The organism is Blastopirellula marina, from assembly GCF_002967765.1.
Lineage (GTDB): Bacteria > Planctomycetota > Planctomycetia > Pirellulales > Pirellulaceae > Bremerella > Bremerella marina_A.
The window spans coordinates 209,810-222,684 of the sequence record NZ_PUHY01000015.1; the positions used below are offsets into that span (position 1 = coordinate 209,810).

Genomic DNA, 12,875 nt, shown 5'->3' on the forward strand with positions numbered 1-12,875 from the left:
AGTAACTTTCCTTTCGCGAGTTCTCGCGGAGTGTCCTGCCAAAGTATCTTCTCACCCTGTTGGGAGCCTGCCATGTCGCGTATCAATCGTCGTACGTTTCTTCAAACTACCGCTGCCGGTACTGGGCTGATTCTTGCCGGAACATCGGCGTCCGGTGCGGTTTTGGGCGCGAATGACCGCGTTCGGATTGCCGTCGCCGGTTTGAATGGCCGCGGTAAAAGCCATATCAACGGCTGGCTCGGCCAAGACAACGTCGAGATTGCTTACGTGATCGACCCGGATGAGAAGGTGCTTGCACGAACGCAAAAAGCGTTGCAAGAGAAGGTGAATGGCAAATACACGGTCAAAGGCGTCCGTGATGTGCGAGAAGCGTTGGATGACAAAAGCTTGGATGCCATTTCCGTAGCGACACCGAATCACTGGCACTCGCTCATCACTATTTGGGGGGCCCAGGCCGGCAAGCACGTTTATGTTGAAAAGCCAATGAGTCACGACGTCGTCGAAGGGCGTGTGGCGGTCGAAGCCCAGAAAAAGTATGGAGTCGTCATTCAGCACGGTACACAACGCCGCAGCGACGCCAAGATAGCTGGCCTGCACGAAGCGATTCAGGCCGGCAAGTGGGGCAAGCTAAAGATCTCGTACGGATATTGCTGCAAGCCACGTAATGGGATTGGCAACGAACCGATCAGCCAGCCTCCGTCGAATCTCGATTGGAACTTGTGGCGCGGACCGGCCGAAGTTGAAGAGTACCACGCCAACTATCACCCTTACGATTGGCACTGGTTCTGGAAGACGGGCAATGGTGACCTGAATAACCAGGGAACGCATCAATTGGATGTGGCACGCTGGGCCATCGATAAAGACCAAACCCATCCGGTGAAAGCGATGGCGATTGGTGGTCGGTTTGAGTGGGACGATCAAGGCGAAACTCCCAATACGATGTTCGCCATGGCCGAGTATCCCAACGGTCAACAAGTCTTCTTCAACGTAAGAAACGTGAACTACAAGGGCTACGAGCACCAAGTCGAGAACGAGTATTACTTCGAGGATGGGGGACGAATCATCCGCGGCAAGTATTACGCCAAGGGAAGCGATAAGCCTGAGAGTCTCGACATTAAGAGTGGAGACGTCACGCCAGGGGGCAACTGGGGAAGCTTCATCTCGGCAGTTCGGGCGAACGATCCGAGCATGGCCAACGGAAACGTCAACGATGCTCATTACGCGTGCGTGTTGGGGCACTTGATGAACAATTCGTATCGCCTGGGCGAAAAAGTTCCGTTCAGCAAGAAGGCGGGCAAGTTTGGCGACAATAAGGATGCCGCCGAGCATTTCGAGAAGCTGCACGATGTCATGGCCAAGGGAGTTGGTGTAAGTGACGGTGCCAAATACACGGTCGGCCCCACCCTGACCTTCGATCCAGAAACCGAACGTCACGTTGGCGATCATGCCGAGGCAGCCAATGCGTTGCTAAAGGATGAGAACCGTAAGGGCTTCCAGATTCCTGATTCGACCAAAGTGTAGGTTTCTGAAACCATTCAAAGTTGAATTGAGAAACGCCGCACTGATAATCGTCGCGGCGTTTCTTTTTTTCTTGCCAATTGAGACTTTGCGCACCTGAAGAGGGGAGGACCGTTGGCGAGCCGCGTTGCGACCGAATAGGATGGAAGGAACGCCAAACCCATCGATTCACCTCAACGATCTTCAAAAAACGCCCCATGAAAATCTCTTCTTTTGTCAGGCTGCATGGCCTGAGCTGCGTCACGCTGGTTGTCCTTCTCGCGTCGTCGAATCTCTTCGCCCAAGAGAGTGCCCGGCAAGATATTGTGATCGCTGACTTCGAAGGAGACTCGTACGGCGATTGGAAGGCGACCGGCGATGCTTTCGGTGAGCAGCCGGCCGCTGGCACGCTCGAGGGGCAGATGGACGTGAGCGGATTCGAGGGGAAGTCGCTCGTCAATTCGTTCCGAGGTGGCGATCGGAGCACCGGCACGCTAACTTCGCCGCCAATTGCAGTCGAGCGCCCTTACGTTACGTTTCTGATAGGTGGTGGTGCTCACGAAGGTGAGACTTGTTTGAACCTATTGGTCAACGGCGAAGTCGTTCGTACTGCGACCGGCCCCAATAAGACCTCAGGCGGAAGCGAACGTCTGCTTCGTGCTTATTGGGACGTGAAAAGTCTCGTTGGCAAGCAGGTTGTTTTTCAAGTCGTCGATCGGCATCAAGGCGGCTGGGGACATGTCAATGTTGACGACATCCGAGGTAGCGATCAAGAAGCTGGGATCCCGGCCGCAGATATCACCAAAGGCCCCGATCTGCGAACGTTTGCCACCTACGAAGAAGTAGGCTACGACCAGCCGTATCGGCCGCAGTTCCATTTCAGCTCGCTGCGGAATTGGTTGAACGACCCGAACGGAATGGTTTATCTCGACGGGGAATACCATCTCTTCTTTCAGCACAATCCGGTTGCCACCGTGTGGGGCAACATGACATGGGGACATGCTGTCAGCAGGGACATGGTTCGCTGGAAGCAATTACCGCATGCGATCTTGCCGTACGAAGGAGGAACCATCTTCTCGGGCACAGCAGCCGTCGATGTGAACAACACATTAGGCGTGCAAAAGGGAGATGTGAAGACTTTGGTTGCTGCATTTACGTTTGCCAAGTCCCCCTTCTATCAAGCGATGGCCTACAGTACCGATCAGGGGCGAACGTTCGAGCTGTGGAACGAAGGGAAGGCGATCGTTGCGAACCAAGGTTATGATTCCGGCGAACGTGACCCAAAAATCTTCTGGCACGAGCCGAGCAAGAAGTGGGTGATGGTCTTGTGGGTGAAGCAAGCGAAGCCAGGTCGTGTGTTGTTCTTCAATTCCGACGATCTGCAAAAATGGACGGAAGTTAGCCAATTTGATCGCGACTGGGTGTTTGAGTGTATGGACCTGGTCGAACTAACCGTGGATGGTGACCCTAACCAGAAGAAGTGGCTGTTGTACGATGCCAGTTTTGAGTACGAAATTGGTGAGTTCGATGGCAAAACGTTCACGACCGACAGAAAAGTTCACCGCGGCGACTACGGCCCCAACTATTACGCCGCCCAAAGCTTTAACAACATGCCGGACGATCGTTGTGTGTCGATTGGCTGGATGCGAGGCGATAACCATCCGTTCCTGAAAGAAGACATGCCGTTCAACCAGCAAATGAGCTTTCCTACGACGATGGAGCTGAAATCGACGGCGGACGGATTGAAGCTTTATCGCTGGCCTGTGAAGGAAATAGAAGACCTCTACGGCGACACGCTGACCATTGAAGCGGCTGATCTAAAATCGGCCGCAAATAAGCTGCAGAGCTATCCCGCGGAACTGGTCGATCTTAGCTTGGACTTTGAAGCAAACGACTCCACGGAACTGCTGCTCTACTTGCGTGGTGAGAAGATCACGTACCGAGAAGCAGCATTCCACTATGGAAACACGGTTGTGCCTGCCAAACCGGTCGATGGAATCGTTTCTTTGCGAGTTCTGGTCGATCGGGCATCGGTCGAACTCTTTGTGAATCAAGGAGCCGCGGTTTCGACCCATTACGCGATTCTCGAACCGCTGAATCGAAGTCTTGGACTAAGTTCCGAACAGAACGTCAAGATTCGCAAGTTGACCGTGAACCGTTTGAAATCGGCCTGGTGAATTTTGATCGGCGAAAGATCAAAAAGAGGCTGACCAACATATGGGTGGTCAGCCGTCCACTAAGGTCAATTGATGCGCTTCGGCCCAGGTTGGCGGTTCCAGCCGGTCGGCCAGGCGGCGAATGATCGCCTCTGGCACAACCGTCTCGCGCGACTTGTTTTGGCGGAAAAGGACATCAAGTGGAGGCTCGACGTAAACGATCTCGATCCAAGCAGCGTAGTCCGCAAACAAATCGAGCCAACGACCTCGCGTCAGGTGCATGGTGTTGGTGGCGTTGTACGCGAACGACGTACCAGCACGCAGGTGCTCGCGGCACGCTTCCCGAGCTCGCTGAATGACTTTGCCCTGATTGTCGGTCGGATCGATCATGAGGTCGCCTCGGATTTCGTCAAGCGAAACAACCGGCAGCTCGCTACGATGAATCGCCAACCATCGGTCTTTGCCGCTGCCTGGGAGCCCCGCCATCACGGTGACGCGACAGGAGAAATCCTCATGCGGTACGTAATGCAGATTCGGTTTATCCTGATGGAAAAACAGAAACCGAGCATGATCACTGGCAAACGGATACGGGCGCTCATAACAACTAGCTTCTTCGGAAGCAATCTTCCAGAAATGAAGGTCTTCCTCCGAACGAGTTTTCTTCTTCGCGCAGCGACCACGGAAGTCGGCGAGCGCGAAGAGGTAAAGCAGACGGTTGTTTACCAACCACGAATGACGAACGACCTCACGCGTCGGATCTGATTTATGCATCAGAAATACCGGCCGGCCGTGATACCGTACCATTCGGGCAATCTCTTCCCGTGTCGTCAAGTCACAGCCGCATTCTCGTAAAATCGTCCGAGCAAGATGCTCGCCTTTGACGGCATGCTTCGGCGAAATGATGTTACCGGTTAGAGGATCGACCTGTGTCGTGAGCGGCTTGGCGACATCGTGAAAGAGCGCTGTGAAGATGAGCACCGTTTGATCGTGGGACGAAAGATCGCTCCATGATTCCAGCTGCGGGAGTTCGTGCATGACCATCTGGGTATGTGTCCAGACATCCCCTTCGCTATGCCACTTGGCATCTTGCGCGCATTCTTGCATGGCCGCGCACCAAGGCTGGGTGGATGCCCAGCCGATGATCGACTTGATCGAAGCGGATTGTAACTGGCTCCATTTCATGACCAAATATCGACACCATTCGCAAGTTGATTGGGAACCATCGTCTGTTGTTGCCAATGGATACTTTGTTTGACTTTTTCGGTGAATTCAGGACGAACCCATTTTGCTCTAGCTGTGACCGTACCGCTTGCCTCGGTGCGGAGGTAAACTCCTTCCATCACATTGTCGATCTGACCAGTCACCGGATTCTCGAAGACACTCTCGAATTGCGATGGTCCTACCAACTCGGTCAGCGTCTTGCGAGATACGGCTCCACGATGAACCACTGGGACGGTTTCGATTCCGCTTCCTGCCAGGATGCCTAATCGCTGTTCGAGATCGATAAACGCGCTCTTCGTTTTGTCGTAAATATCGAACTCAAAGAAGTAATGCGACAAGCAACGATACGCAACCGAATGCCGAGCGTATACCCACTCTCCGAACAGAATGTACCGGTCCATCAAGCGATCTTCCAGCGTGTTTCGCTTGACGGCGGCCCACTGCTTGAACAGGTCGTACTGAGGATGCATTCCTTCAGTAATCAGATGCCCGCGACATTGAAGGACCAACTCGCCGGTTGAGCAAAAGTGAATACCGACATTCGTACCGTCCAGCTTCTCCTCTACGATCAGCGATTCGTCCGCCAGAAAGCGCAAAGAGTCCGCTTCCGACATGTGTTTGTCGTCGTCCGTACCGCGTGAACCAAAAAGGTGGGGCGTCCGCGGATACTTCACGAAATTGCCAAATGATGTGCCCATGAGGGGCTCCTCTCGCTCTGGGCGAAACAGCGATTCTCTGACGAAGCGGTTAGTTTTCTTAACAGAAGGTAGCTGAAAAGGACGCCACAACAATAAGAAAGGTTCACATTCATTTGCGCAGAATCTTCGCAAGTTCGTTCTACTTCGATTTCTTAAACAAAACAATTGACCTTGGTGGTGTAAACTATACACTAACTGTAGCGGCAGAATGAGAAGCCGCAAATCTCATCTTGAAAGGAACCCGAATCATGTTGGGGATTGGCTACGTTCAATCGCCTCCGACGACATACGTAATGCTCTTCCGAAAAGGAAAGCCGGTGTGTGAGGGGGCGGGGCTATCATTCTTCTATTTCGCACCGAATGCCACGCTGGTACAGATTCCGCTGGCCAGTACGGACGTTCCTTTTGTCTTCAACGAGGTGACGTCCGACTTTCAAGACGCCACCATCCAAGGTGAGCTGACCTTTCGCGTCAACAATCCAGGCAAGTTGGCCTCGCTTCTCGATTTCAGCGTCAATGGCCGAGGACGGTATCGTTCGGAAGATCCGTCGAAGCTGAGTGATCGGCTTATTCATACGACCCAGACTCTCGCGCGAGCGTTCACGCTTCGTAAGACTTTGCGTGAACTGCTGGTCGGCAGCGACGAGCTCGTGGCGCAGGTCTTTGCCCAACTAGCCGAATCGCCGGCGGTGGCCATGCTGGGGGTAGAGGTGATCAACTTGGCGGTATTGTCAATCAAGGCGACCCCTGAGATGGCGAAAGCACTTCAGGCTGAGGCGCGAGAGAAATTGCTTTTGGAAGCAGACGAAGCGATTTACGCTCGACGTAATACGGCTGTCGAACTCGAACGTCAGATCAAGGAAAACGAGCTAAATACTGAAATCGCCGTCGAGCAGAAACAACGCCAAGTGCGGGAAACGAAACTGCAAGCCGATATCGCGATCGAGCAAGAGCGAGCGACCTTGGTCGACAACCGTATCGAGAACGAACGGAAGGAAGCCAGTGCGAAAGCGGATGCATTGAAAGCCATGCTCGATCCGTTGAAAGAGATCGACTGGCGAACGTTGTTGGCGGCTGCTCCAGGGGGACTTGATGCCAACCAGATGATCGCGATGGCATTCCGCGATTTGGCAGACAACGCCGACAAGGTGGGCAATTTGAATATCTCGCCTGATCTCTTGTCGACACTATTGGGTGAGCAAGAGCAAAGTAACGGAAGCAAGCCGGCCAAAGGGAATCGACGTCGCTAGTCCATCGAGGAGGAATGTGCTATGTACGCTGGGACGAAGATGATCGCTGTGATCACGCGCGAGACACGGCTGGCCGGTTTGAAGCAGCGTTGGGGAACAGCAAGCCAAGCCGACTTTCTGATGGAAGCCGCCGTCGATCATGAAGTGGAGCGACGGCGAAAAGCATATTCTGCGAAGGGAGTCGATGTCTCGGATGATGATTTCCTATTAATGGAAGCATCTGCCGAGGAATTAACCGATCACTCCGCTTATGAAGAGGAGGACGAGACATACCAGCAATCGCTCCGAAAGCTGATGCAAGAGTTGGATGTCGATGTTCCGGTGCGGGAAGTCGATCGGCGTTATGTCCCCAACTTTGATTTTGATCGCTGCCTAGCCGTGGTGGTGATTGGTCAGGATGGACTCGTAGCGAACGTCGCCAAGTATGTGGGCGATCTGCCGGTGATTGGGGTGAATCCAGAACCGAGGCGATATGACGGTGTTTTGCTCCCCTTTCACGTGTCGGAAGCTCGGGCGGCCGTGCTACGAACCATCAAGCAGAAGGCACGAATCGAGAAGGTCACGTTGGCTGAGGTTAATACAATCTCGGGACAGCGAATGTTGGCGTTTAACGACTTTTTCGTTGGTTGCCGTACGCACGCATCGGCCCGTTATACGTTAGAGTCAGGCGGAAGCCGAGAACCGCAATCGTCCAGTGGCGTCTTAGTATCGACCGGTTCTGGTGCAACCGGCTGGATGTCTTCCGTCTTCAACATGGCAGCCGGGATCAGCCAGTATGTGACCGGAAAAGAAGTGCCGCGGTTGTCCTTGACCCGCGATGATCGAAAGCTGATGTGGACCGTACGCGAACCGTTTATGAGTCGCCATTCGTCTGCAGATAATGTGATGGGGATGATCAACGATCAGGAAGAACTGGTGATCGGTTCCCAGATGCCCACCAACGGTATAATCTTCTCGGACGGAGTCGAAGATGACTTTATTGAATTCAACAGTGGTAACATCGCCACGATCACGGTTTCCGATCAGCGAGCGCGACTGGTGGTTGGATAATACCGAAAAAGCCCCGGTCAAACGGGCTTCGACCGGGGCTTTCATGGTTCACTATTCCGCAGGCTATTGTCTTACTTCGCCTGGAACATCTTATCCTTAGAATCTCCGCCAGAGAGCACAAATGCAGTCAGGTCGTAGATTTCTTCTTCGGTCAACCAGTTCATCATGCCGCTGGGCATGATGGTGGTGGCCGTGGCGGATTGGTCTTCGATGTCTTCCTTCTTGATGATCGTTGGCTTGTTGGGATTGAGCGGATCGGTAACCAGGCGAATCTCGTCCTTGTTATCGGCTACGACTAATCCAGATACCACCTTGCCGTCGATCGTTAGAATCGTCTGCATGCGATACTTTTCGTCAATGTCCTTCGATGGATCGAGGATCGACTCGAGTACATGCGAGGCCGTTTTCTTCTCGGCTGTCAGTTTCGACAGGTCGGGACCAAAGTTACCTCCCTTGTCGTTCATCGAATGACACTGGGCACAGCCGAGCCGGTTGAAGTAAATTTGACCAACGGCGAAGTTACGTGGTGTGGCTTGAACTTTCTTCGGGTCGACATCGGCCAGCTTCCATTCTTCGACAAACTTCGGCACCCACTGATCGCCTTGCGATTCGATTGGCTTACGACCATCTTCCAGTGGGTATTTGGCCATCAGATCGTTAACGTGCCAGAACGTCGCGTCGCCACGATCGATCGAGCGAATCTTAGCGACCTGACTCGGTTCAATCGGTTTCGCGCGGTTCGTCCACGAGTTACGGACATAGGTCAGCACAGCGGCGAGTTCTTCGTCGTTGAGCAGTTGGCGGAAGCCGGTCATTGGTGGAAGTGGTGGGGAGCTATACGTCTTCCCTTTCACCTCAATCGTGCCATGCATACCGTCGAGTGCCAGTGCGATCAAGCGATCTTCGGAGCCGGTCGCCCAGAGGCTTCCGTCGATGGGCGGATAAAGGTTCGGCATCCCCTGGCCGTGCACCTGATGACAGGTCGCACAGTGGCTTTCGCGGGTGAACACTTCTTTACCGAGGGCCATCACTTTCGGATCAGCTTTCACAGGAATACTATTTCGCAAGTCAACCAGGGACTTAGAAAGCTGATTTCGGTTAGTCGTCGTCTTGGCGACCAACGTATCGCCCAGCGTCAGCAATGCGGCGTACGCATCCGATTGCTTTTCAACTGGACTAGCATCTTGAGCCAGCGTCACAAGTGACGCCAAAACCGCATCACGAGCACTTGCCGAGAGGGTCTCGGCGACCGTTTCAGGTGGCAGCGTCGAAAGGGCTTTTAAACCTTCGTCGGATAGATCGCCCGAGGTACTGAGCATCGCAAAGTCTTCAACCTTCTGCTTCACCTGGCCAGGCCAAGTGGTAACCGCTTCAATTGCGGCAACTCGTAAGTCGACCTGACCGGCAGGACGTAAAGCGGAAGTTGGAATTGGCTGCTTCTTGATGCCAGGACCTTCCCACATCACTCGCAGGCCGTCACCACCTCCGTTATCGAAGTAAGTGACGATCAACTCGTGCGGGCCCGCCGACAAACTGGCAGCGCCACTTCGTTCGACCATTCCGTGCAGACCGTCGTTGTTGATCAGTTCCGCACCGTTGAGATAGAGCCGCGAGCCATCGTCTGACGCGATGTAGAACTTATAGTTCCCGGCCACAGGAATCATCACGGCGGTCGTCATCTTTGTGGCGAACTCGTCTTGCTTTCCTTTGGGGACGTACTTTTTGAAGTTATCCATCCGCCCAGATAGCGTCGGCTTAACCGCGTTGAGGGTTTCAATGGCGACGTTTTGAGCCGGGTGAGGTGCGTAATGATCAAACGCAACCGCTGGACCATCCAGGGCAACCGATTTACTTTCTGGACGCAGATTCTCCGGCAGCTCAAACATTAACGGACGAATCTTAGTGAGCAGTGGTGCGGCAGCATCCGAGTTACTCACCTGTTTGGCACTTCGCAGCAGATCGGCCATCAGGGCATGGGATTGGGAAGCTTGTTGCCAAGCCGCGTCCGCACCACCTGCGAGAATCCAAGCCTGATAGACGGCACGACGAACCAAGGGAGTCTTGGTTGCCGCAGCGAGTTTGGCCAACTCTGAAGAAGAAGTCTTCAGTTCGGTAGGATTCGACTTTGGTAGCATCTGAGCCAGGTCATTCAGACTAGCCAGGTTTTGGTTGTCTGCCGTGGTAATCCAAGTTAGAAGTTCGGGAACTATGGAACTACTGCCAGACTGAGAAGCTAAAGCACGTAAGGCTTCCTGACGATATTGCGTTGGCACGCCACTACGGCTGAGGATTGCCTGATAAACAGCATCACTCCGATCAAGCTTCAAGAGCAAGTCAGTGCTGGCCTTCTCCAGCGCGTAGCTGGTAGCCGCCGGGGAAAGCTTGCGACCGGAACGAACCGCTTCGACGATCATCTGATCGACATTGATCCGGCTGCGAGCATACTTCAAAACGTTCGTCAATTCGGCATCCATCGGATGTGTGGCGGCTTCGAAGATAACTTCGGCAGACGCTGCACCAGGGAACTCAACGGCAGCTTTAATCGCTTCCGCGCGGACCAGCGGGGATTCGTCGGATGCGGCAGCGAGAAGAGTTTCTTCCCAATCTTCGACCGATCCAGCCCAATGTCCCAGCGTGCGGATGGAAGCAGCACGAACACGTGGCTCAGACGCTTGGAAGACGGTTTTCACAAGGTCGATGTTCGGCATGCGGTGTTCTTCTAGAGCCCATAAGCATTCGAGCATCGCTTGAGCATCGTCAGGGTCGTTCACATCTTTAGCCGCCACGAATTCAGAGATCGCCGACTGGACTTCTTCCGAATTGCGGCCACTGAGTTCGATTCTTGCCCGGTAACGCGTCGCATTATCCTTGGCATAAAACGCCGCGAGAACCTCCGGTAATGGCTTATCCTTCAAACGAACTGGTTTCAAGAGCGGGCGACCAGCAGCCGTGACACGGATGATGCGACCGTGCTGATGGTCACGGTTTGGGTCACGCATGTTGTGCTGCATGTGCCCAATCAAGGCATTCGCCCAGTCCGCGACATAAAGTGCTCCGTCTGAGCCAACTTCAACATCACTGGGACGGAAGTTGGGATCGGCTGAAACCAGGATGGGTTCGACTTCCTTACACGTGATGTCGGCACCGTCGTACTGGACTTCATGGTTCAGCACGCCCAGGAAACCGATGCAATTGCAAATCAGAAAGTTGTTTTGCAATTCTTCCGGGAAGTGGCTGCTAGACAGAATGCCGGTTGCAGCGACCGGGCGAACCCGCTTCTCGAACCACTGCTTGTTGCCAATTCCCTTACCGATGTTCACATAGGAACCGGTACCTGAGGTGCCATCGTTGGCGAACTGGTAGCCCCACCGGTCAAAAACGTCACCGTGTGGATTGGGGCCGATGGGATAGTGGAACTCCATCTCGAAGGTTCGCGGGTTAAAGCGGTGAACGCCTGTTCGAGTGGAGCGATAGGTTTGCGTGGGGGTTTCCATCGTGGCGACGTTGAACACACCGCGCGACCAATAGATCCATCCGTCGGGGCCAAGCACCATCGCATTGGCCGAGTGATGCGAGTCCGCACTGGAAAGGCCTTGCAGCACACGAATCTTCACGTCTGCTTTCAGGTCACCATCGGTATCTTTCAGGAACCACAGTTCGGGAAGCGCGGCGACCAGCATGCCACCTCCCCAAAACTCGAACCCGGTCACGCTGTTCAGGCCATCGGCGAAAACAACGCAGCGATCTGCTACGCCATCTTGGTTTTCATCGGGGAGGCAGACAATGCGATCGGTGCGGGGCTGAGTCGGATTCCAGTGAGGGTAGCTTGGCCAAACGGAGGCATATAAATTGCCGTTCGGATCAACCGCCATTTGGACAGGGTTGATCAACTCAGGGAACATCTCTTCCGAGGCAAAGATATTGGCTTCCAACCCATCGTGCAGTTTCAACTGCTCGAGCCCCTCTTCAGCGGATCGATACGAGAAGCTACCGTCGGGCTTGTCGCCGTCGCGATTCGATTTGACAACCAACTCTTCCGGGATGTTATCGTCTTTGACTTCCAAGTCGCCACCTTTGGCGACCGCCCAGACTCGGGCATCGCGGTTGGCGGTCATGACGTCAAAGATTTCCATCTCGCGCTTCATGACGTCGGCGTTTGATTGACCGAACCAAGCAAGCTTCGAGCGACCACCAAAGACGTTGTAACCGTCGACCACGCGATATCGACTGAACCAATAATAGTTCTTTTCGAGAACGGCATCCCGTAGCCTTTTGACCTCTGCTGAGTCAGCTGAGGGAGCTTGCTGTCCGAACAACTCGGGAACAATCACTTCGGCCACGGCTTGATTGCCATGATCGAGGAGATGGATGCCATTCATCGTGAGCGGCGTCTTCGCATCGGCGTAGAGCTTTTGTGTGGGCGTGAATAGATCGACGAACAGTACATCCTTCTGTTCGCACACTTCTCTCATTGCTTCGGTGTAGAGCTTCAAGTTGGGGTTATTCTTCGATCCATCCGGCAGATGACGGTTGTAAAGGTTCTCGTGAGCGATTGGGGAGAACATTACGATCTCCGGTGCGGACTCGCCGTTGTATTGCTGAGCACGCATTCCATCAATTGTTTCTCGCAAATCCTTCTTGAAGCTGGCGACGGCTTGGGGCCCTTTGAGGGCTTCGTTGTAACCAAAGAAAGCGAAAATTACGTCGGTTTCATTCTTGGCCAGCCATTGGTCTGGGCTGCCAAAGTTATCTTCGCGGGGGCGAACTTTGAGTTCATCACCAGGAAATGCCAGATTGCGAAACGTCAGATTCAATTCAGGGTGCAATGCGTGGACGTACGTCTCGAGCCAAGCATGATGTTGCATTCGATCGGCAGTGGTATTGCCGATGATTGAGATGTGATCTCCCTTATTGAGCTTCAACGCTTGAGCATGAGTATCGGGCGCCACGAAAAGGTTAGCCGAGACCAGCAGAGCAAGAATGAGAGTTCTCATGGGTACCTT

7 protein-coding genes are annotated in these 12,875 nt (G+C 53.8%); 4 read left to right on the top strand and 3 right to left on the bottom strand.

The annotated features are described in order from the left end of the window. Positions 1–72: 72 nt before the first annotated feature. Together C5Y83_RS25380 and C5Y83_RS25385 are read left to right on the top strand one after the other, a co-directional pair. Complete coding sequence (locus C5Y83_RS25380; protein ID WP_105332603.1) at positions 73–1,521, top strand: Gfo/Idh/MocA family protein; 1,449 nt, start codon at positions 73–75, stop codon at positions 1,519–1,521. A gap of 194 nt (positions 1,522–1,715) precedes the next feature. Further along, on the top strand, positions 1,716–3,674 hold the full coding sequence (locus C5Y83_RS25385) for a glycoside hydrolase family 32 protein (RefSeq protein WP_105332604.1): 1,959 nt from the start codon (positions 1,716–1,718) through the stop codon (positions 3,672–3,674). A gap of 48 nt (positions 3,675–3,722) precedes the next feature. Here the strand turns inward: C5Y83_RS25385 and C5Y83_RS25390 are convergent, their stop codons facing one another. Continuing rightward, on the bottom strand, positions 3,723–4,835 hold the full coding sequence (locus C5Y83_RS25390) for an AAA family ATPase (protein ID WP_105332605.1): 1,113 nt from the start codon (positions 4,833–4,835) through the stop codon (positions 3,723–3,725). Next, positions 4,832–5,572 carry an RNA ligase family protein gene (locus tag C5Y83_RS25395; RefSeq protein ID WP_105332606.1) on the bottom strand — a complete coding sequence of 247 codons (741 nt, stop codon included), beginning with the start codon at positions 5,570–5,572 and terminating at the stop codon, positions 4,832–4,834. Before C5Y83_RS25395 ends, C5Y83_RS25390 begins: the two co-directional genes overlap by 4 nt. A 248-nt stretch (positions 5,573–5,820) precedes the next feature. On the opposite strand from C5Y83_RS25395, the gene C5Y83_RS25400 reads away from it, so the two are divergent. Both C5Y83_RS25400 and C5Y83_RS25405 read left to right on the top strand, forming a co-directional pair. Continuing rightward, positions 5,821–6,822: an SPFH domain-containing protein gene (locus C5Y83_RS25400; protein WP_105332607.1), complete on the top strand. Its 1,002-nt coding sequence runs from the start codon at positions 5,821–5,823 to the stop codon at positions 6,820–6,822. A gap of 21 nt (positions 6,823–6,843) precedes the next feature. Further along, complete coding sequence (locus C5Y83_RS25405; protein ID WP_105332608.1) at positions 6,844–7,872, top strand: NAD+ kinase; 1,029 nt, start codon at positions 6,844–6,846, stop codon at positions 7,870–7,872. A 71-nt stretch (positions 7,873–7,943) separates the two neighbouring features. Here C5Y83_RS25405 and C5Y83_RS25410 read toward each other — a convergent pair whose 3' ends face one another. Beyond that, positions 7,944–12,866: a c-type cytochrome gene (locus C5Y83_RS25410; protein ID WP_158262515.1), complete on the bottom strand. Its 4,923-nt coding sequence runs from the start codon at positions 12,864–12,866 to the stop codon at positions 7,944–7,946. Positions 12,867–12,875: the final 9 nt, after the last annotated feature.

Bases quoted from the DNA above. Each gene is read 5' to 3' on its own strand.
- C5Y83_RS25395 (WP_105332606.1), bottom strand. From the start codon at position 5,572: ATGGGCACATCATTTGGCAATTTCGTGAAGTATCCGCGGACGCCCCAC.
- C5Y83_RS25400 (WP_105332607.1), top strand. From the start codon at position 5,821: ATGTTGGGGATTGGCTACGTTCAATCGCCTCCGACGACATACGTAATG.
- C5Y83_RS25405 (WP_105332608.1), top strand. From the start codon at position 6,844: ATGTACGCTGGGACGAAGATGATCGCTGTGATCACGCGCGAGACACGG.
- C5Y83_RS25385 (WP_105332604.1), top strand. From the start codon at position 1,716: ATGAAAATCTCTTCTTTTGTCAGGCTGCATGGCCTGAGCTGCGTCACG.
- C5Y83_RS25390 (WP_105332605.1), bottom strand. From the start codon at position 4,835: ATGAAATGGAGCCAGTTACAATCCGCTTCGATCAAGTCGATCATCGGC.
- C5Y83_RS25410 (WP_158262515.1), bottom strand. From the start codon at position 12,866: ATGAGAACTCTCATTCTTGCTCTGCTGGTCTCGGCTAACCTTTTCGTG.
- C5Y83_RS25380 (WP_105332603.1), top strand. From the start codon at position 73: ATGTCGCGTATCAATCGTCGTACGTTTCTTCAAACTACCGCTGCCGGT.